We start from the raw sequence: 19,631 nt of genomic DNA, 5'->3' as shown, positions 1-19,631 counted from the left end.
ATATTCTTCGTAGCATCTCGTATGCTCTGGCGAACCTAAGGATCAGGAGGAACACTAGTTTCAATGCAAGCGGGGTTTCCCTTTCCTGCAAGGGGTTCGGTGAGCGCATGAGCGCGGCTGGTTTGGGCCGGGAACCGACGATCCGGCTCTGGAGCGAACTAGCCAGAAGCCGCCATTCCGCTTTCGACCCGATGCGAGTCTGTCGCCCGGTGGCGTATATTGTGTTGGACTGCGGCGCAGGAGCTAGTGCAGCTACGGGATGGGTGATTAACCAGGAGGCTCTCCAGAATAGCTGGTGCAACAACCTAACAAAGCGCTGATCTCACCGAACGGGAAGGCCGCAATCGGCGGACAGACCCATCTTGATGGTAACGCTCGTTATTAATTAGCGAATCCTTACGTTTGCCCTCGCCACGAACGCACATAAGGCGTACATTTTCGGATCGCTTGCTGGGACCTGATAGAGCCTGCGATTGAGAGCGGGAAAATCTGCCTAAACACGGCGCGCTTCTATTCGCCAGATTCCGAGCGCTCTCAAGATTTGCCCGCCTCGGCCGGCCTTCCCTCGTGCGATTCCGGCCGCTGTCACTTTTATGCCTGGAGGAGAAAACAGCTTTTCACACTGGAGGAGAAACCATTATGCATCATCTTGCACGCCGCGAATTCATCGTTCAAGGTAGCGCGGCCGTTGCCGCACTGGCGGTCTTCAATTCACAGTTTGCCCAAGCCTTTCCAAGCCGGGCGGGTGAGAGCGTGATCCCGTGGCTAGACCAGCCGCAGCCCAATCCTGTTCCCGCGGTCATCCAGAACCAGCTTGTCTGGGAGGATATGGATTCATGGGTGACGCCTAATGACAAGTTCTTCAGCATCGCTCATTTTGATCGGCCAAGCATCGATGTGAATGCCTGGGAGCTGGAAATTGATGGGTTGGTGAAGAAGCATCTGAGCCTGTCGCTCGCCGACCTCAAGGCGCGGCCGCGCCACGAAGTGGCTTTCACGGTGGAATGTTCGGGCAATCATGGTTTTCCATTCTTTATCGGCGGCATTGGCAACGCCCGCTGGGCCGGCACGCCGCTCGCCGCCATACTTGAGGAGGCAGGGGTCAACGAAAACGGCATCGAAGTTGTTTTCTGGGGCACTGATATCGGTGACATCGCTCTCAAGGACAATAACCGCGACGTCAAGATGCATCAGAATTTCGCCCGCAGCATGTCGCTCGCCGATGCGATGAGCCCCAACAACATCCTCTGCTACGAGATGAATGGGGCCGCCCTGCCGCCACCCAACGGTTCCCCGGTGCGGCTCATCGCCCCCGGATGGTATGGCATCGCCAATGTCAAGTGGCTCAAGCGCATTGAGATACGCAACACGCGCTTCATGAGTCAATTGATGGCACGAGACTACGTCACCATCCGCGAGGAAGAGCACAATGGCGAGACGGTGTGGGCCGAGACCTCGGTCGGCCGTGCATTGCTGAAGTCGGCGCCTGCCAGAGTGACGCGTAGCGATGCCGGATACCGGATCAGCGGTGCAGCCTGGGGGGCCCCAATCGCCAAGGTCGAAGTGAAGGTTGATAACGGCCCATGGCTTGAAGCGACGATAGACCATGGTGAAGAAGCTGAATTCGCCTGGAAGGTGTGGTACCTCGACTGGAAACACCCAGCAAAGGGCGAGCATACGGTCACCTCGCGTGCCACTGATATGGCGGGACAAATCCAGCCTGCCATGGATGATCCATGGATTACCAGGAAACATACATACTGGGAAAGCAACGGCCAGGTCACGCGTCGGATCGGCATTGTTTGAGAAGTCTACCAGTCGGCCGTACCCACCTCAGGAGAATCGATTGACCTCATGCGGAACATGGGGTCATTTCGTCACTATCAAGCAAGCGTATTCGCATGTGAGGGATGACTTCCGCTTAGACGCGCAAAGCTGCACTGCATTTAGGGGATAGGTAGGCTCATTATGACCAAAGGCGGACCTTGGATCGCCTCTCGCTAACATTGTGGCCAAACTGAACTGGGAGAGTGGCCGTCTAATGCAGGGAAGGTATACGCAAGCGGGACAACAGTGCCGCCAGTTCGGCCTGTCGGCACGTCCCCGTTTTCGCAAAAACAGCCCGCAGCTGCGTTCGGGCAGTCTCGCGGCTGATGCCCAATTTTGCGCTCGCCGTGCGAATGCCTTCCCCCGATGCCAATTGCGAGGCCAGACGCGCTTCCGCTCTTGTCAGCTTGAAAGTCACGCTCAGCAATTGCTCATTTAGAACCGGTTCGGTCATAAGATTTGTGAAATACAGTAGGATGTCGCCGCCATTGAACAGATCATGCCCTAATGCAGTCATGGGCATCACCTCCGCTATCATCCGGGGGTACCCCTGGCGCGCAATGACAACGGGTTCGGACCGAACCGACAGACCCGAAACGGCGGCTCTGATGAAGCCTTGAAGACGGGCGTCACTCGGCTGATCAGTCGCGCGGATGCGGCCGTGTCGGACAACGAGGTCGGAGCCGAACAGGGCTGCTGCGCGTTCGTTAAACCGCCTCACGCATCCACGACAGTCCAGCAGCACCGCGCCAAAATTGAGCCGATCAAGAGTTACTAGGCTTGGACCGACAGATAGCTCGCCGAGCTTCTCTGCTGCGCTTATGATCCGGCTCAGGTCCGGCGCCACTCTCAGGAAATGATCAGCTTCGCTCGGGTAGAACGGTCCTCTCTGAGCATCGCGGTACAGCGACACCCCCCATCTGCGGTTCTTGACCACCAAGCCGACCAAGGCCCACCATTCTCGGTGTCCGGGACGGGCGATCTCTTCATAATAAGACAGCCCCCTTCGTTCCTCCGGAGTTGTGATTTCGTCCTCTATAGTGAAACTGATCGGGGGTTTCGCGAGCAGCTGCGGCCTCTCAAGATGGGGACTGGGAGCGTCTCCGATCCGCTCATGCCAAAGAGCCGAAAATTCAGCATGTTCCGTGGAGTCCGGCACGCAGCCGGCTTTACCACGCTGATCGGCCGCAAAAGGGTGCGCTTTTTCGCAGGTGCGGAGAGCGCAGCTCGTCGCGCCCAGCGCATCCGCAAGTTTTTGCAGCCCTCCCGGCCACCGCTCAAATTCGAAAGCGGCGTCGTAGCAGGCCTCTAGGGCAAGTGCGGTTGCGTCGGGAGCCATTCGAAACCCACCTTCATTTGGATGAGTTACCACTCACCCGCGACGATATCACAGATGGTTGAAATTCAGTACAGCAAGTCACTCATCGCCGATTGCGGGACGTGGTGAAAGGCGACGATAAGGCTCACTTGGCCATCTGGTCGGTAATTCTGACCGGGCGTAGAGGCGGACATCCTCGGCGCCGCGCGTGCCGGTGCCACGGCGTCGTACCAGACTTGCGCGGCCCGCTCAGGCATCTCCCACCTCCCGGTAGGCAGGAATCTCGACGCGTTGGTGCTGGATTCCGGCCCACATTCGCTAGGAGCAGCGTAGTCCCGATATTCACCCATACGGGTGATGGCAGACAAAGTCGCCGGCAGCATCTTCCCGATCTCCCATCGGATGGACGCAGTGAGATGGTGTCTTTCGTTCCACGCTACGCTGGGCAAAAAGGACAGGCACGAGGCCGATTGTTCGCTGTCGCGGTAGGGGTGACAATGTCGATGTCAGCCACGGCTGAGCCGGTTTCCTCGGTGGATCTCGAACTGGTTCTTAGCGTCGATGTATCATCTTCAATGAGCGAGGCGGAACAACGGCTGCAGCGGGAAGGATATGTCGAAGCGCTCCAGGATGCCAAAGTTTGGCAGTCCATCAAATCCGGCCGGCGCGGCAGAATCGGTATAACCTATGTCGAGTGGGCAGGCCCAGACCACCAGAGCGTGCGGATACCATGGGCTATTCTGGAGCAGCCCGAAGATGCGGCCGCCTTCGCAGAGGCGCTGCGAGCCCAACCAATCATCAGGGGGCGCGGCACCTCAATCTCAGGGGCGCTCCTGTTGGCGGGCAAGCTGCTGGCGGGTGGGCCTGCAGGCGATCGCCAAGTCATCGACGTCTCCGGCGATGGACCCAACAATGCCGGCCTTCCGCTTCAACCGGTGCACGACACACTCATAGCCGATGGCGTGACCATCAATGGGCTGGTGATCTCGCTGCACGCAGACGACACACTCGACAGCTTTGGTCCGCGCTATGTCGAGTTGTACTATGAGAGCTGCGTCATCGGCGGTTCCGGGACTTTCGTTGTCACCGTAGCGAAGACAGCCGACTTTGCAAACGCGATCCGAAACAAGCTCGTAAATGAGATTGCTGGTCTGTCTGCCAGCGTGCACCCCGCGGCTTATCAGGTCCACTCAGGACCGGTTGTCGATTGCGACACGGTCGGAGAGGCGCCTGGACGATAGAGAGCCCCTAACGTTAATTCCGCAGCGGCCGATTTGTCACGAAAGCCACGGGCGTTACGAAACGAGAGCCGGAACGCCCCACCCGTGCGCACATCGTGGAGTTCTCAGGCAGCAACACGTTCGAAATTCCTCTACAACGACGCTGCGCCTCTCGTTCTGCTACGCGTTCGCATCGGGGCCCTTCAGCTCCTGGCACTCGACTCAATTTCCCTCCGGCGATCGCCATTGCCCATATCGGCGACAACCGTCGACAGTTCAGTTCCAATATTTGAAAACTCTTCCGAGATGATTAGGCATCATCAACACCTGTTCCGAATTGTGGCTAGTAAAACTGACCATTGCGACCAATGAACTGCTTTGTGTGATTGGAACGGTCACTGTGAGTCCGGTTGGGTGGCGAAGGCACGCAACTGGCCGCCCTCGCCACTTGGAAGAACGGGATTGACGTGGCCAAGTCAACCCACGTTGTCGAGGTGGAGTTCGCCGGTGAGCACGCGTTCGTTGGGATTGATCGGACCCAGGTTCTTCACGACCCGGAAGCGACCGCCATGTGCCTGCGCGATGTACATGTTCATGCGAACATGGTGCTGGCCGGGAACCATTTCGGCGGGGCCGCCCGGGCCTTCGCTGATGCGGGCATGATCGAGCGCCCGGATGACCGCGTCGCGCTCAACCGTGCCGGCTTCCGTCACCGCCGCTTCCCACATCCTGATCGCCCGGTAGTGGCCGGTGCAGCCGCTGCCTGCGGTCAACATCGCGCTGCCCGGGAACCGGTCCTGGTAACGACGCAAGAGCGCACGGCCAAACGGATCGTCGAGTTCCTGATAGTAGTCGAGGCAGCTGTAGAGGCCCTCGATCTGCTCGGAAGGCACCAGATTGAAGAAGTTCTCGTCGAAGTAGGTGCAGACGATCTTGCCGCCGCGCTTGCCGAAACCGGCGTTGTAAAGTTCGTCAAAGAATGGCGTCAGGCCCGGCGGAACGATGGTGTTGAAGACGACGTCGGCGCCGCTCGCCATGATCTGCTGCACGGTCCGCCGGAAATCGGTGGTATCGAGAGGGAAGTACTCCTCGCCGACGATCTCGCCGCCGTTGGCGCGCACCACCCGGCTCGCGGCTTTGTTCAACAAATGCGGCCAGATGTAGTCGGCCGACGGCAAATAGAACCGCTTTGCCCCGGTGCTCTTCATGAGCCATGGGATCAGCGGTTCGACCTGCTGCGCGGGCACGGGACCGGTGCAGAAGATCAAGGGATCGTTTTCCTGTCCTTCGTACTGCTCGGTGTAGATGTAGAGTGTCTTGCCCCGCGAGACCGCCTCGCTCTTGATGGCCTGGCGGGTCGAGCTGTAGATGCCGCCGACGACCACGTCGACCTTATCGACGTCGATCAGTTTCGCGGCCCTTGCCTTGGCGACGTTTTCGGTGGTCTCGCCGTCCTCGATGACGAGCTCCACCGGCCGGCCGAGGAGGCCGCCCTTGGCGTTGATGTCGTCGACGAGCATGGTCGTGAGGTTCGCGTTGGCGATGCCCATGAAAGACAACGGGCCGGTGAGTTCGGCGATAAGGCCGATCTTGATGGGTTTCGGGTCCATCTGATTTCTCCGATTGTTGGGGTTGGTCGGGCGCACCGCTGCCGGGCGGCAGGCGGCGCGCGGCGCGGGACGTCAGGCCTCGTAGTGGCCGAGCAGCAGTGCCGCCTGCGGCTTACCGACATGGCCGGCCTCCTGCAGGATCGCCGGCACCTCCGGATCCGATACGAAGTTCTTCCAGCCCTCGGCGTCCCAGTCGAAAATCGCCCAGACGCGGTCGGCCTCGCTGGGGTCGCGGAACACGGTTGCACCGTTCGAGCCGTGCAGCCGGCGCTTGTCGGCGCCCTTGGTCGAAAAGATACGGATGAAGTGGTCGACGTCCGCCACCTTGGTCGTTGCGAGAAGCATCTGATTTCCTCCTGTCGGTCGGGGCCACCATTGGTCCGTCGACAGGAGCACGATGCGCGCCCCGGAGCAGGCGCACATGGGGTGGATTCCCTATGCCTGCGTTTCGCCCGGTCGGATAAGGCCATGCTCGACCGCATAGAGCGCGGCGGCGGCGCGGGTGGTCACGCCGATCTTGGAATAGACGCTCTGGATATGGTGGTCCGCGGTCTTGGGCGAGATTTCCAGCTTCCGCGCCGCCTCCTTCGCGGTAAGTCCGGCGGCGATCAGGCGCAGCACCTCGATCTCGCGCGGCGTCATGCCGGCCAGCGGCCGCGGCGCCGCCCGGCGCGACGGCTGCCCTGCGAAGGACAACACGGCCTCGGCGGCATCGGAGCAGATACAGCCCTCGCGGACGGCAGCGCGCAATTGCGTCGCCGCCGCCTCGCTGGACAGCGCCCTGCGGTGAGGACGTTCCTCCCGCGATGTCTGGAACGCCTCGGCAGCCGCCAGGATCCTCGCCGCCGGCGACAGGTCGGCGCCGCCAACCTTGCGGTGATAGCCAGAGCCGTCGAGCCGTTCGTGATGGCGCAGCACGAGCGCGGCCATCGCATCGCTGTCGCGGCCTAAGGAGGTCAGCGCCCGCTCGCCGTAGTAGGCGTGCAGCTGCGCAGCGTCGCGCTCGCGCACCGACAGCGGACCGTTACGCATCCAGGTCGCGACGGGCACCACGAGTTCGCCGAGGTCATGGATGCCGCCCGACCAGCGCAGCGCGCGGACGTCAGCAGCGGGCAGCCCGACCTGTGTCCCCGCACCCGCGGCCAGTTCCGACACCATCCGCGAATGGCCGTGCGTAAATGGCATGCGCATGTCGATCATGTCGGCGATGGCGAGGAACGCCTGGTCGCAGGCCGCCTCGTCCAGCGTCACCGGCGGATCGGGCTCCAGCGCCAGGATTGTGTCGCGGTCGACAGTCGCGCCGATACCCTGCATCAACATCGCTGCATTGGTCGAGACGAGCCGGGCCAGCTCCGCTTCGTACGGACCGTCGGCGCGGCTGGCGATGGTTTCGGCCATTGCTTCGATACCGGCGGCGTCGCTGAGCGCAATAGCGTCCTGTGCCAATGTGATCAGGCGCACGGCTGGCAGAACATCCTCGCCGCTCAGCCCGCGCGGCAGGCCCTTGCCGTCCCAGCGTTCGTAGATCTGCCCAAGATTGCGCCGGATCTCCTCGGACAGGCCGAGCCGCTCGCCGATCCGCTGCGCGACCTCGCAATGCGCGGTCAGCACCGGGCGGGCCACCGCCAGCGCCTGCAACATCGCGGCCTCGATCGCCTTGGCCTGTGCGTCAGGTTCAAGATCGTAATAGAACCGCTTGAAGGCCTGCACGAAGACCCTGCCCAGTTCCGCACGGTTGCCCATGTCGAGACCGACAAGATCCTGGCGGAGCGCGATTTCGTCACCGAAGGTGGCCGCCAGAAGGTCCGTGTCGGCATTGCAGCCGACATAGCGCAGCATCGACTGGTGGTACGCATTGCGCCGAACCTGTTCGGAAAGGCCTGCAAGCTCGGCGATCCGCATCGCAAGCACACATGATTTCAGCGCGAAGTCGCGAGAATGGCCTGTCGCGAGATCCGACGCATAGGCGAGGACCATCATGAAATCCGCCCGGCGGATCGAGACATTGGTCATCGCCACCTCCCAAATCGACGGCATGCTACGCCTGCATGCGGCTATCACCTAGGGAAATCCTTATCGTGCAAGAGCCGGTGCCGGCGGCTCGTTGGGTTGGCTGCGACAGGTGAGAGCCGTAACCTCGACGGTGCCAAGCGCGGTAGTGGTGATAAAGCTGGGTATCCGACATTAACCCACCCCAGATCCTGCGCGAACTCATCGGCAAGACCAAGGTACTTACAAAGCGGTCCTTCGGCGTCGACCTGATAGGCGACTTCGTCACCGACGATCACATAGTGGGTTTTATCGATATTGGCGTCGACTACCACGTACCTTGATCGTCGGGTCTTGGCGCAACCAGATCTCAAGCGTCGGTCGCGAACGATGTCTGATTTCAGACGACGACGAGGCTGACTCCAACGGCCGACAAGCAGGCGCAAAGCTTTGGCGAACCGCTTCGCATCCAGACGATCCGCCACCCGGACGAGGCCGAAAAGGTCAGCCGAATACTCAGAAAACGCCAGTCATGGCGATGGTGCAACGGCCGGGTGACGAAACGCCGGGCGCTCCGACCGGCGATGCACGCCGCCTCGTGACCGGCCTTTCGCTCCGCGGTGCGGAGCGCGCGATCGAAACGCAGATTACGCCCCAATGCCCGCTCGAGAGCGATGGCGAACGCGTTCATGGCCATTGGTTAGAGCTTCGCCGGGCATGAGACCGTGAAGCACTCCAGCGGCGAATATGTTCGCGATGCGGTTCACGTCATTTCGGTCGACGTGGTCAGAGGGCTCACGCTGCTTGAGGGGTCAGGCAGGCGATTGCGGCGAGAAACCGTCGTGCCGCCGAGCGTGGCGGTTACTCTACCATACCTACATTCATTCGCCATGCGAAGGTGTGCAGCGTGATAAAGCCAGGCAACTTCGCCTTATGCCGTGGGGTTTTGACGACGCTCGGTCGACCATCTTCCGTGGCTGATCAGCCGACGTCGCGCACGGCTTCGCGGCGGAAGATCGTCGGGAACCAATCCTCGCGCAGCTTCTCGCCTGCCGACATGCCATGGCCGGGATAGGGAGGCGAGGTACGCCCGGGTCGCTGGACATAGCGGGCGTCGTCGCCCACGAGCCGCAGGGAGAAGGCCCTCCGGCGTGTTGCCGCTTCGTTGCCGCGTGCGCCATGAAGGGTCATATAGTTGAAGGCGACGGCATCGCCCGGCTCCATTTCCCATTCGCGGATGTCCATGCCCTCGGCATCGGGATCGGGGACTGGGATATAGGTGTCGCTATCGGCGTAGAAATTCTCTTCCGAGAGCCAGCGCGTCGGCAATACCGGTTTGGGCCAACGATGCGAGCCGGCGACGCAGCGCAGCGAGGCCTCGCGCACCGGATCCAGCGGCGACCAGAAGCTGACCGTCTGCATCCCCTCGACGAAGTAGTAGGGCCCATCCTGGTGCCAGGGCGTTGGCTTTGATGTGCCGGGCTCCTTGACAAGGACATGATCGTGGAAAAGCTGGACCGAATCCGACCTCATCAGTTCCGCGGCCACCTCGCCGGCCGCCGAGTGACGGATCACCTTCTCGAATTCGGGAATGCGGTCCCAATTGCAGTAATCGTCGAAGAAGCGGCCTGCTTCGCCAGGCTTGAGGTTTTCGGCGCCGTATTGGCTGGGCTCCGCCATGTTGCGGGCGACGCCTGCACGCAGCGCTTCGACGTGGTCCTTGAACAGCCCGCGCACGAGCACGACGCCGTCGCGCTGATAGTCCTCGATCTGTTCCTGTGCGACGAGTGGATGTGTCATTGCTTTCTCCCGATTTGATGGTTCGAGCAAACACGCACTCATTCATAGTTGCAAATAATAAGTATTGCAATATGGTCTTAGGACCATGCTATATCTTACCCTTCGCCAGTTCGAATATGTCTCGGCCGTGGGCCGTTTCGGCAGCCTCTCCGGTGCGGCCGCGCAGCTCAACGTTTCGCAACCCTCACTTTCGGTCGCCATCACCCAGGTCGAGCGGCGTCTTGGGCGCAAGCTTTTTATCCGACGCAGGGGGGCCCCGGTCGAGTTGACCGATTTTGGTCGGGATTATCTCGCCAAGGTCGAGGACATCCTCTCGCAAGCCCGCCAGTTGGACGATCCTGCCCGCACCCGGCATGCGACTGTCGGCCGCCTGACCTTGGGCCTATTCGAGGATCTGGCGCCGCTTCACATCGGCCGCCTGCTCGATGCCGTGCGCAGCAAGCTTCCAGGAGCGGAGATTCGCTATCGTATCGCCGATTTCGAGACGCTCGCCCGCGACATGCTGCAGTCGCGCATCGACATCGCCGTGACGTTCGACCTCGGTCTCGACGCAAGTTTCCTGCGCCGACCGCTCACATCCGTCCAACCCCACGCCCTCATGCGGATCGATGATCCCTTGGCTGACTTGCGGGAAGTCAGTCTCAAGGACCTCAGCCAGCGCGCTTTGATCCTCTTCGAAGAAGGGCTGTCGGTTCGGCACGTCCTGGGCCTCTTCAGACGGATCGGTGCGGAGCCGGTCGTCCATCACAGAGTGCGGGCGCTAGAGGTCATGCGCAGCCTGGCCGCTCATGGCGAAGGCATTGGCATCGCCTATTCGGGACCCCTGGGCGGATCCGCTTATGACGGAGAGCCGCTTGCCAGCGTTCCGATTACCGAGGATTTCGCCTGGGAGCCAATCATTCTCGCTCGCTCGCTCGACGGGGCGAAGAGCGCGATCGTGCATCCGGCTTCGCAAGCCATCGTTGACGCGTTTGACCATGCATGAGCAGGCCCTGCCCAATGCCTTCTATCGTCGCTGCCTTGACGAGGTCGCCAAGCGTCAGCTTGTCTTCTCAGATCGTTCGGGCAAGATCTTTCCCGGGTTCATGATGTTCTTCGGATCGATCGCAGCCTTGATGGCCGCCATCACGTCCAGCGCCGGGCCCATCTCGCGCTCCATGTAGGAGCGTTTGCCCTGCCCCACGCCGTGCTCGCCCGTACAGGTTCCTTCCATGGAAAGAGCGAGCTCGTTCAACCAGCCGATATAGGATTTGGCGGCGGCCCTCTCTGCCGGGTTCTGCGGATCGATGAGGATCAAATTGTGGAAATTGCCGTCACCGACATGGCCGGCAATCGGGGCAAGCAACCCCACCGATTGCGCCCTCTCCGTCGCCGCGCCGATGCATTCGGCCAATCGCGAGATCGGCACGCATACATCGGTGCTGATACCCTTGGCGCCGGGCCGTAGACCCAGGACCGCCCAGAACAGGTCATGGCGCGCCTTCCACAGCCGCGTCCGTTCTTGCGGATCGGTCGTCCAGTCCAGAGCGGTGGCGCCGAACTCACGCGCGACCTCGCCAAAACGCACCGATAATTCGGCGACAGTATCGGGTGTGCCGTGGAATTCGGCCAGCAACAATGGCATCTCCGGAAGGCTCAATTGCGAGTAGGCGTTGACCGCTTTGACCGTGGCTGCGTCCAACAGCTCGATCCGTGCAAAGGGGAGGCCGAATTGGAGTCCGCCGATGACGGCATTGCTCGCATCTTCGACGGTTGGGAAGGAGCAGCGAGCCGCCGACACCGCCTCCGGAATGCCGCGTAACCGAATCGTCAGCTCCGTGATGATGCCGAGCGTGCCTTCGGAACCGACCAGCAGCCTCGTCAGATCGTAGCCTGCCGCACTCTTGCGCGCCCTGTGGCCGGTGCGGATCACCCGGCCGTTCGGCATCACGGCCTGAAGCGACAGGACCGCGTCCTTCATCGTCCCATAGAGCACGGCTGTCGTACCCGAAGCACGGGTGGCGGCCATGCCGCCTAACGTTGCATCGGCACCAGGGTCTAGTGGGAAGAAAAGGCCAGTATCGCGCAGATAGTCGTTGAGGCGGCTGCGTATCACGCCTGGCTGGACGACGCAGTCCATGTCTTCGGCATTGACCGAAAGAATGCGGTCCATCCGCGTCAGGTCGACGGAAATACCGCCGCTTGGTGCATTGACCTGACCTTCGAGCGAACTGCCCGCTCCGAAGGGAATGACGGGCACGCCAGCGCCGCCACAAAGCGTGACGATATCCGCCACCTCCTCGGTGCTCTCGGCAAAGACCACGCCATCCGGGGGCTGGTTCTCGATCCAGGTGGCTGTGGAACCGTGTTGAGCACGGATGGCCGTACCGGTCTGGAAACGATCCGCAAACCGGTCGCGCATGGTTTGCTCGAACGCGCTGGGAAGGGTGCTTTGTCTCGACATGGCGCTCAACTGATTGTTAGTCCGCAGCCTGCTGGAAGGCCTGAAATGGATCGAGGGACCACGGTTTGCGGCCGTGAAAAAATATCCTGTCGGGGTCATGATGGGCGACAAGGTAGCCGACCCGCGGGCGCCGGTGGATGGCTGTCCCGCGCCGCTTGCCTCATCTCGACATCCACGCCGCCGCCGCTGTGAGCAGGGCCTGGGTATCTGCGGCCGTGCCCGTTGTGACACGCACCCCCTCGCCATGAAAACAGCGCACCGCTATGCCGGCCGCATGCAAGTGAAGGGTCAGCGCCCCCGCCTCCTCGCCGACCGCCAGCCATACAAAATTGGCTTTCGAGAGCGCAACCTGGAACCCAAGAGCTGCGAGCCCTTCAGACATGCGCCGTCTCTGCTCAACGCTGGCCGTTATTCGCGCCGTGACCACGTCCCCCTCGGCAAGCGCGGCAAGTGCCGCCGCCTGCGCGGTCATCGGCAACGGAAAGGGCGGCGCAACCGTGTTCGCCGCGGCAACGATACTGCGATCCGCGAGGCAGTAGCCGACCCGCATGCCGGCAAGCCCCCAAGCCTTGGAAAAGGTGCGCAGCACGACCAGGTTTCGATGTCGGGAAAGACGTCGCGCGGGAGAGGATGCAATCATGCCCGCCTCGTCGGCATAGTCGGCATAAGCCTCATCGAGGATAATGAGCGTTTGCGCGGGTATGGCATCCAGCAAAGCCTCCAATTCAGCCGGCCCAAGCATGGTGCCGGTCGGATTGTTGGGATTGCAGATGATCACCACTCGCGCCTGGGACCTGCAGGCGTGGAGGATCGCTGCCATGTCTAACCGATGGTCGCTGTCCAGCGGCACTTCGAGGAGGCGCGCCCCCGCGCCGCCGACAATGATCGGATAAGCCTCGTAGGAGCGCCAGGCGGTGATGACCCTGTCGCCAAGGTCGCAAAATGCTCGGACGAGTTGGTCCAGCATGGTGACCGAGCCCGCGGATACCGCAATCATGTCGGAGGGCAAGCCATGCCGGCTTGCCAACGCTTCCACCAGCATTTCGCCACGCAGGTCCGGATAGCGGTGTGCACCCGCCATTGCCCTTGCCACGGCGGCCTGAATGGCGGCGCTGGGTGGGTCCGGCGCCTCATTGGAGCCGAGCCTGTGCGCAAAAACGACGCCCTGCCCCGCCCGCCCCCGACCGTAGCTCGGCAATCCCGCCAGCCGGCCGCTAGGCCTGGGGGCATCAGATCCCTGATCGCCGACGGCAAAGATTGGCTCCCACATAACGACATCCATTGCACATAGTTGTATAGGTGACTTAGATATCTTTCACTTGCCCTGCAACTGTCAAGACGGGTGAGCGGCGCCTCCGAGAGCACTAACTAGCGACCAAAGGACATGCGCGCGGCAAGACTGAAGCGAGAGCCCGGATGCAGGAAGCGTGCGCTGGATGCAATCATACCGCGCGACCATGTGCGGCGGCGCAGCAGAAGCAGGGGCTCTCCCTGCTTCATTTCGAGCAACTCACAGTTGAACTCGTCAACCAGGACGGCCTGGATGATATGCTCGACCTCCTCCAGGGGAGCAACGGCCATCAGATGGACATAGGGCGTTATTTTTGTGAAGTCTTGCTCCAGATAATCAGGAGAAAACTGCGGGTTTACGTATCTGTCTTCAATCTGCAGCGGCCTTCCATTCTCTCTATGAACCAACAGCGAATGGAATACCGTGGTGCCTGGCACCACATTCAGTTCCGTCGCGATATTAAGGTCGCTATCGACCTCCTCCATCTTGATGACATCAGTCGTATGGCGATTGCCGCGCGCTTCGATCTCGGACTGAATGTTGCGCAATTCCATGAGCGTGGATTGACCCTGGCGGGCGGCGACGAAAGTGCCGGCACCCTGTCGGCGCACAAGAATGCCTTCGGCGGAGAGATCCCGCATGGCAATATGGATTGTCATGCGGGAGGCGCCCAACTGCTCTGAAAGACGCGATTCAGACGGGATTCGATAGCCTTCCTGCCATTCCCCCGAATTAACCTTCTCCAAAACATGGTTGCGCACCCGCTGCCCCAGCGAAACTCCGATCTCGCCATTGCCGTGGGTCAATTCCTTCTCGGTCCTAGTCGTCGTCTTGCTCATGTCGCCACTTGCCGATGCGTTTGAGATCGAATGTGTCCACATATTAGTACAAGTTGGTCATCTGTGTCAGAATAAAACTGGCGTCTCGCTACGATCGCGCTTGACAAGGCTGATTCTGGAAAGTTGTATATATTGCTATAGGTGTCTTGCCTCTGACGTGCGGCCGGAGTGAAGGATTCGATGGAAAGATCGATAGGCAAACTTTGTCTTCGCCTGCGGCACAAGGGCAAACGCCTGGAACCAGAGAGCTTGAGGCCGGGAACATCGTGCGCCTACCGAAGAGTGAGGCGTTAGCGACGGTCAGCCGCCTTCACCGGTCAAAAACTGCGAGCTTCAAGACGGCATCAACAGGGGAGATAAACGCATGCGCAATGAACATTCTAGTCGGGCTCGGTTCGCCTCGAGCATCGCGGCGGCTTTGTTTTTGGCTGGATCGATACTTGCGGGCCCGGCTCACGCCGAAAGCGCTATCTCAACCAAAATGGATCCGAAGCTCAACGCCATGCTCCCGGCCAAGCTGAAAGACGCCGGAATGATCAGGGTCGCCAGCAACGTCGAATATCCACCATTCGAATATTACGACACGGACAACACCACCATCATCGGTCTCGACAAGGATCTGGCGGAAGCAATCGGCCAGAAGCTCGGGGTCAAGCTGGAATTCGAGAATATGAGCTTCGACGCCATTATTCCCGCGCTTGCGGCTAAGCGCTACGACATGGCGATGTCGGCGATGACCGACACCGACGAACGTCGCAACAAGGTCGATTTCGTCGACTATTTCACCTCCGGCGGAGGCTTCCTGGTCAAGAAGGGCAATCCCAAGAACGTCCACAGCCTCGCCGATATCTGCGGCGTCACCGCCGCCATCGACAAGGGCACCACGGAAATCGAGGATGCCAAGAAGGCTTCCGAGGATTGCGTGAAGGCCGGCAAGGCGGAACTCAACGCCAAGGTCCTGCCCGGCACCAGCAAGATCGTCCTGGCGTTGCAGTCGGGCCGGGCCGATGTTGCCATGATAGACACCTCCGCGGGCGCCTATATTTCGCAACAGCACAAGGGCGCCTTCGAGGTGCCAGGCACTTCCTATGCGCCGCGACCCTACGGGCTGGTGCTGCCGAAGGACTCCGACGAGCTGACCAAGGTATTGCAGGCCACCGTGCAGGCGCTGATCGATGAAGGCACCTACGGCAAGATCCTGGCGAAATGGGGCCAGGAGGTCGGCGCCATCAAGCAGGCCACGATAAACGACGGCAAGTAAGGGGCCACCCGGCAGCCAAAATCCTGGGAGTTCGCCATGTCCATCAAGGAGACCGGTTCTACGGAAATGAGCGGCGATCCCACGATCGACCTGGTAATCAGGCCGGCCCGGCACCCATGGCGCTGGGTGGCCGTCGCCTTCGTAGCGCTGCTTGCGGCCATGACGGTGCACACGTTCTTCACCAATCCCCGCTTCGAATGGTCCGTGGTGGGGCAATACTTTACCTCCGACACGATCCTGTTGGGAGTGCGGCGCACGCTCGAGCTCACGGCCATCGCCATGGTGATGGGCGTCGCGCTCGGCGTGATGCTCGCCGTCATGCGGCTATCCCCCAACCCGGTCCTGTCGGGCTCCTCATGGCTGTTCGTCTGGTTCTTCCGTGGCTCGCCGCTGCTGGTGCAACTACTGTTGTGGTACAACCTCTCGGCGCTGTTTCCGAACATTTCGCTCGGCATTCCTTTCTTCGGTCCGGACTTCGTCCAGCTTGATGCCAACGCGCTCATCACCCCCTATATCGCGGCCATCCTTGGCCTCGGCTTGAACGAGGCCGCCTACAGCGCCGAGATCATCCGGGCGGGCATCATCTCCATCGACCATGGCCAGACTGAAGCGGCCCAGTCGATCGGCATGTCGCGTTGGCGGCTCTTGCGGCGTGTTGTGCTGCCGCAGGCGATGCGCGTCATCATCCCGCCGCTCGGCAACGACACCATCAACATGCTCAAGATGTCGGCGCTGGTCAGCATCATCGCCGTGCCGGAACTGCTCTTCGCGGCGCAGACAATCTATACGCGCACGTTCGAGACGATCCCCCTGCTGATGGTCGCGGTGATCTGGTACCTGATCATCGTCTCGGTGCTCAGCGTCATCCAATATTACATAGAGCGTCACTACGCCCGCGGCAGCAGCCGCAACCTCCCTGCCACGCCCCTGCAAAGCATCGGCTCCTTTCTCGGGCTATTACGCGCCCGTCCACTCGCGGCCAGCGAGAAAAGGAGGCCGTCATGACCTTTCAGACAAGGCCACAGAGCAAGCTGATGGTGCAGGCGACAGGGGTAAGAAAATCCTTCGGCTCTCTAGAGGTTCTCAAGGGGATAAACCTGTCCGTTTCGAACGGTCAAGTGACATGTCTGCTCGGTCAGTCCGGTTCGGGTAAAAGCACCTTTCTGCGTTGCATCAACCACCTCGAGCGTATCGACCATGGCCGCATCCGAGTGGACGGCGAACTGATCGGCTATAGGGAGCACAATGGCTACCTGCAGGAAATGCACGAGCATGAGATAGTGCGCCAACGCATCCACATCGGCATGGTGTTTCAGCACTTCAACCTGTTCCCGCACATGACTGTTCTCCAGAACATCATGGAGGGACCAGTCGGAGTGAAGCGGCAAGCACGCGAGGAAGTGAAAGAACATGCGCATGCCATCCTGAAGCGGGTCGGTCTCGTTGAAAAGGTCAACGCTTATCCCCGCCAGCTTTCGGGCGGCCAGCAGCAACGCGTGGCGATCGCGCGCGCCCTCGCCATGCAGCCCAAACTCATCCTCTTCGACGAGCCGACCAGCGCACTAGACCCGGAACTGGTATCGGACGTGCTCGATGTGATGCGCGATCTGGCGGAGAGCGGCATGACGATGATCGTGGTGACCCACGAGATCGGCTTTGCTCGCGAGGTGGCTGATCGCATCGTCTTCATGGCGGGCGGCGAGATCATCGAGGAAGGAAAGCCAGCGGACGTGCTCGGCAACCCTTCTCATCCTCAGACGCAATCCTTTCTCGCCAAAGTGCTTGCTTAGGTAGAGGTTTGTAGCAGACCTTTGAGCAATTCACTCCGACATCGACCGTGGCACTCAGGATGGTGAGATAGCCATATCGGCTTCGCCACATAATCGGCTTCGAAACACAGAAACTTTCTTCAGGCGATAAGGTTGCTTCGGCCGTTTTGTTAGGATGTCATGATGGCGCCTATGGCGCACGAGCTCGTCCATAAATACGATATTCAAGTGGACGAGGCGCGTCGCGGGTCGTTGACAGTCCCGCCCGGCCGGGCCAGCACCATGGTCTGACGGCGAGATTCCGACTGGCTGCAAACAGGCGTCCCCACAGCTTGCGTCCAGGCAAAGAACAGGAGCAGGAACGATGACGTCACGCATGTCGAGAATCTCGGTCACAAGTGCCTTTTGCCGATCCCAGCGTGCTTGCGCTGCCGCAAGGATGGTCTCGGTTTCCGCCCAGCCCTGCTTCCACGCGGGTCTGTCTGTCGGCCACTTCGATGCCGATCGCTGCCTCGCGGCCAATGATGCCGCGCCTTGAGCGCCTGGCGGCGGCGCAGGATGTCCTCGACCTCGGCCGGCTTGAGATCCGGACGCAGTTGGTCCAGTTGTTTGTGACAGGTTTATGACGCACTATGCGAAGCGACGCTGCGCCGAGGACACCATGCAGGAAACGGAACTGAAGCTCGAGCTTTCGCGGTCGGGTGCGGGATCGCTCCTCAAGAAAAATCTGTTCGGAGCCTCGCCCACCATTCTCCAGCAAAGATCGATCTATTTCGACACCCCGGGACGGGACCTGTCCAAGCGCGGCCTGTCGCTTCGCATTCGCAAATCGGGAAATGAACGGATACAAACCGTCAAGGCCAGCAATGACGCCGCGGCCGGATCGTTCGCGCGCGAGGAATGGGAGCGGCCGGTCGCCGACGATATTCCGGTGCTTGACGATCCGCAGATCCGAGGCCTGCTTGCGGAGGCTGGCCCAAGGCTGGCGCCCTTGTTCGAGGTTCATGTCAAACGGCATCGTTGGAATGTGACGGACAGCGGCGCCACAGTCGAAGTCGCCTTGGATCTTGGCAAGGTCGTTGCAGCCGATCGCGAGGCGCCGGTCTGCGAGATCGAGTTGGAAAAGAAGGTAGGCTCGCCGAAGGCGCTGTTTGCGCTCGCCCGGAAAGTCGACCTGATCACGCCGGCGCATCTCGGGGTGCTGAGCAAAGCAGAACGGGGTTATCGTCTGCTTGACTCGGCGCCGGGTGCTGTGAAATCGGCGGCGACCCCGCTCTCGTCCGAGATGAGCGCGGCAACGGCTTTCGCGCGTATCGCCGCAGCCTGTCTCAGACAGTTTCGTCTGAATGAAACGGCGCTGGGCTGGTCCCACGATGCAGAGGCCCTGCACCAGGCTCGTGTGTCGCTGCGACGGCTGCGATCTCTGTTTTCGATCTGCAAGTCCCTGTTCGACGACAGCCGTTTCGACCACCTGCGGGAAGAATTTAAATGGCTTACCTCGGAACTTGGCGATGCGCGCAATATTGACGTGATGATCGACCGCGCTTCGAGCGAGGCTCTTTCAAGCCGTCTTCAAGATGCGCGCGACGACGCCTATGTGGCGGTCGAAGCATCGCTCTCCTCGGTGCGCGCCCGCTCGTTGATGATCGATGCCATCGAATGGATCTCCATCAGAGACTGGCGAACCCAATCGGACGAGCAGTCGTTAAGCGATTTTGCCTCGAGTGTATTTGATAAATTTTGGAAAAAGGTGGCGAAGGGCGGCAACAACCTCATTGATGCCGATGACGAGACCCGCCACAAAGTGCGCATTGCCGCAAAGAAACTGCGCTACGCGGCGGAGTTCTTTGAACCGCTTTACAACAGCAAGGCTGAAGTCAAACGCCATCGACGATTCATCGAGGCGATGAAGAGCCTGCAGGATCAGCTCGGCAGCCTCAACGATATTGCCACCGCCCCCGATTTGCTGGCAGCGCTGGAGCTTTCGGACGTAGCCGGTGCGAAGGATCTCTTCAGCGCCGAGGAGAAATCCAAGCTTCTCAAGGACGCCGCGGAAGCACACGACACCTTTGTCAACACTAGGCGCTTCTGGCGTTGAGGCAGCATGCAGAGCGACGAAGGTGCAGCACCGGCTAGCCCGGACAACATGCTGCTTAGCGATGTCAGCCAACCCATGTCCTATGACCTCGTATGGTCCGGCGAACCTATGAGCGAAGCAGCTAGGGTTCGGAACGAAAGCGACCGTCGCGCCGCCTAGCACCCGC

15 protein-coding genes and 2 pseudogenes are annotated in these 19,631 nt (G+C 60.8%); 8 read left to right on the top strand and 9 right to left on the bottom strand.

Going from position 1 to position 19,631, the window contains the following annotated elements; translation table 11 throughout:
* Positions 1-639 precede the first annotated feature (639 nt).
* The gene (locus FJ548_RS16225) at positions 640-1,806 is read left to right on the top strand and encodes a sulfite oxidase (protein ID WP_140778385.1); all 1,167 of its coding nucleotides are present in this window, start codon (positions 640-642) and stop codon (positions 1,804-1,806) included.
* Positions 1,807-2,038: 232 nt separating this feature from the next.
* On the opposite strand, the gene FJ548_RS16220 is transcribed toward FJ548_RS16225, so the two are convergent.
* Entirely contained in the window at positions 2,039-3,166 is a 1,128-nt protein-coding gene (locus FJ548_RS16220; RefSeq protein ID WP_140778384.1) for a helix-turn-helix transcriptional regulator, read from the bottom strand.
* Between the two features lie 476 nt (positions 3,167-3,642).
* Between FJ548_RS16220 and FJ548_RS16215 the strand changes: the two genes are divergently transcribed.
* Positions 3,643-4,386: a DUF1194 domain-containing protein gene (locus tag FJ548_RS16215; protein WP_181168810.1), complete on the top strand. Its 744-nt coding sequence runs from the start codon at positions 3,643-3,645 to the stop codon at positions 4,384-4,386.
* Between the two features lie 455 nt (positions 4,387-4,841).
* Here the strand turns inward: FJ548_RS16215 and FJ548_RS16210 are convergent, their stop codons facing one another.
* The 3 genes from FJ548_RS16210 to FJ548_RS16200 all read right to left on the bottom strand — a co-directional run bounded on the left by FJ548_RS16210 (position 4,842) and on the right by FJ548_RS16200 (position 8,012).
* Positions 4,842-5,975, bottom strand: coding sequence for a substrate-binding protein (locus FJ548_RS16210; protein WP_140778382.1), 1,134 nt, complete (start codon positions 5,973-5,975; stop codon positions 4,842-4,844).
* 72 nt (positions 5,976-6,047) lie between these two features.
* Positions 6,048-6,320, bottom strand: a complete 273-nt coding sequence (locus FJ548_RS16205; protein WP_140610904.1) for a hypothetical protein — start codon at positions 6,318-6,320, stop codon at positions 6,048-6,050.
* 90 nt (positions 6,321-6,410) lie between these two features.
* Positions 6,411-8,012: an HD domain-containing phosphohydrolase gene (locus tag FJ548_RS16200; protein ID WP_246678681.1), complete on the bottom strand. Its 1,602-nt coding sequence runs from the start codon at positions 8,010-8,012 to the stop codon at positions 6,411-6,413.
* A gap of 418 nt (positions 8,013-8,430) precedes the next feature.
* Between FJ548_RS16200 and FJ548_RS16190 the strand changes: the two are divergent.
* Positions 8,431-8,743: pseudogene (locus tag FJ548_RS16190) on the top strand (transposase); the annotation flags it as partial.
* Positions 8,744-8,945: 202 nt separating this feature from the next.
* On the opposite strand, the gene FJ548_RS16185 reads toward FJ548_RS16190, so the two are convergent.
* The gene (locus tag FJ548_RS16185) at positions 8,946-9,764 is read right to left on the bottom strand and encodes a phytanoyl-CoA dioxygenase family protein (RefSeq protein WP_140778381.1); all 819 of its coding nucleotides are present in this window, start codon (positions 9,762-9,764) and stop codon (positions 8,946-8,948) included.
* 85 nt (positions 9,765-9,849) lie between these two features.
* Between FJ548_RS16185 and FJ548_RS16180 the strand changes: the two genes are divergently transcribed.
* Positions 9,850-10,749, top strand: a complete 900-nt coding sequence (locus FJ548_RS16180; protein WP_140778380.1) for a LysR family transcriptional regulator — start codon at positions 9,850-9,852, stop codon at positions 10,747-10,749.
* Positions 10,750-10,803: 54 nt separating this feature from the next.
* On the opposite strand, the gene FJ548_RS16175 is transcribed toward FJ548_RS16180, so the two are convergent.
* The 3 genes from FJ548_RS16175 to hutC all read right to left on the bottom strand — a co-directional run bounded on the left by FJ548_RS16175 (position 10,804) and on the right by hutC (position 14,337).
* On the bottom strand, positions 10,804-12,207 hold the full coding sequence (locus FJ548_RS16175) for an FAD-linked oxidase C-terminal domain-containing protein (RefSeq protein WP_140778392.1): 1,404 nt from the start codon (positions 12,205-12,207) through the stop codon (positions 10,804-10,806).
* 160 nt (positions 12,208-12,367) lie between these two features.
* Entirely contained in the window at positions 12,368-13,477 is a 1,110-nt protein-coding gene (locus FJ548_RS16170; protein ID WP_246678680.1) for an aminotransferase class I/II-fold pyridoxal phosphate-dependent enzyme, read from the bottom strand.
* Between the two features lie 98 nt (positions 13,478-13,575).
* Entirely contained in the window at positions 13,576-14,337 is a 762-nt protein-coding gene (gene hutC / locus FJ548_RS16165) for a histidine utilization repressor (protein ID WP_140610897.1), read from the bottom strand.
* Between the two features lie 502 nt (positions 14,338-14,839).
* Between hutC and FJ548_RS16160 the strand changes: the two genes are divergently transcribed.
* The 3 genes from FJ548_RS16160 to FJ548_RS16150 are packed head-to-tail and all read left to right on the top strand — an operon-like array spanning position 14,840 to position 17,388.
* Positions 14,840-15,598, top strand: coding sequence for an ABC transporter substrate-binding protein (locus FJ548_RS16160; RefSeq protein ID WP_181168807.1), 759 nt, complete (start codon positions 14,840-14,842; stop codon positions 15,596-15,598).
* A 36-nt stretch (positions 15,599-15,634) separates the two neighbouring features.
* Entirely contained in the window at positions 15,635-16,603 is a 969-nt protein-coding gene (locus tag FJ548_RS16155; RefSeq protein ID WP_140778377.1) for an amino acid ABC transporter permease, read from the top strand.
* On the top strand, positions 16,600-17,388 hold the full coding sequence (locus tag FJ548_RS16150; RefSeq protein WP_281407076.1) for an amino acid ABC transporter ATP-binding protein: 789 nt from the start codon (positions 16,600-16,602) through the stop codon (positions 17,386-17,388). The genes FJ548_RS16155 and FJ548_RS16150 overlap by 4 nt, the downstream gene beginning before the upstream one ends.
* 351 nt (positions 17,389-17,739) lie before the next feature.
* On the opposite strand, the pseudogene FJ548_RS30465 reads toward FJ548_RS16150, so the two are convergent.
* Positions 17,740-17,945 (bottom strand): annotated as a pseudogene (locus FJ548_RS30465) (hypothetical protein); the annotation flags it as partial.
* Between the two features lie 44 nt (positions 17,946-17,989).
* Between FJ548_RS30465 and FJ548_RS16140 the strand changes: the two are divergent.
* Positions 17,990-19,465, top strand: a complete 1,476-nt coding sequence (locus FJ548_RS16140) for an inorganic triphosphatase (protein WP_348640940.1) — start codon at positions 17,990-17,992, stop codon at positions 19,463-19,465.
* Positions 19,466-19,631 lie beyond the last annotated feature (166 nt).

Origin of the sequence: Mesorhizobium sp. B2-4-17, assembly GCF_006441275.1 — a bacterium.
GTDB lineage: Bacteria > Pseudomonadota > Alphaproteobacteria > Rhizobiales > Rhizobiaceae > Mesorhizobium.
This window is presented reverse-complemented; position numbering and strand designations above follow the sequence as displayed.

Coding starts and splice junctions, on each gene's coding strand:
- FJ548_RS16175 (WP_140778392.1), bottom strand. CDS start 12,207: ATGTCGAGACAAAGCACCCTTCCCAGCGCGTTCGAGCAAACCATGCGC.
- FJ548_RS16225 (WP_140778385.1), top strand. CDS start 640: ATGCATCATCTTGCACGCCGCGAATTCATCGTTCAAGGTAGCGCGGCC.
- FJ548_RS16155 (WP_140778377.1), top strand. CDS start 15,635: ATGTCCATCAAGGAGACCGGTTCTACGGAAATGAGCGGCGATCCCACG.
- FJ548_RS16200 (WP_246678681.1), bottom strand. CDS start 8,012: ATGCCGTCGATTTGGGAGGTGGCGATGACCAATGTCTCGATCCGCCGG.
- FJ548_RS16185 (WP_140778381.1), bottom strand. CDS start 9,764: ATGACACATCCACTCGTCGCACAGGAACAGATCGAGGACTATCAGCGC.
- FJ548_RS16205 (WP_140610904.1), bottom strand. CDS start 6,320: ATGCTTCTCGCAACGACCAAGGTGGCGGACGTCGACCACTTCATCCGT.
- FJ548_RS16140 (WP_348640940.1), top strand. CDS start 17,990: ATGACGCACTATGCGAAGCGACGCTGCGCCGAGGACACCATGCAGGAA.
- FJ548_RS16150 (WP_281407076.1), top strand. CDS start 16,600: ATGACCTTTCAGACAAGGCCACAGAGCAAGCTGATGGTGCAGGCGACA.
- FJ548_RS16210 (WP_140778382.1), bottom strand. CDS start 5,975: ATGGACCCGAAACCCATCAAGATCGGCCTTATCGCCGAACTCACCGGC.
- FJ548_RS16180 (WP_140778380.1), top strand. CDS start 9,850: ATGCTATATCTTACCCTTCGCCAGTTCGAATATGTCTCGGCCGTGGGC.
- FJ548_RS16170 (WP_246678680.1), bottom strand. CDS start 13,477: ATGTGGGAGCCAATCTTTGCCGTCGGCGATCAGGGATCTGATGCCCCC.
- FJ548_RS16215 (WP_181168810.1), top strand. CDS start 3,643: ATGTCGATGTCAGCCACGGCTGAGCCGGTTTCCTCGGTGGATCTCGAA.
- FJ548_RS16160 (WP_181168807.1), top strand. CDS start 14,840: ATGCTCCCGGCCAAGCTGAAAGACGCCGGAATGATCAGGGTCGCCAGC.
- FJ548_RS16220 (WP_140778384.1), bottom strand. CDS start 3,166: ATGGCTCCCGACGCAACCGCACTTGCCCTAGAGGCCTGCTACGACGCC.
- hutC (WP_140610897.1), bottom strand. CDS start 14,337: ATGAGCAAGACGACGACTAGGACCGAGAAGGAATTGACCCACGGCAAT.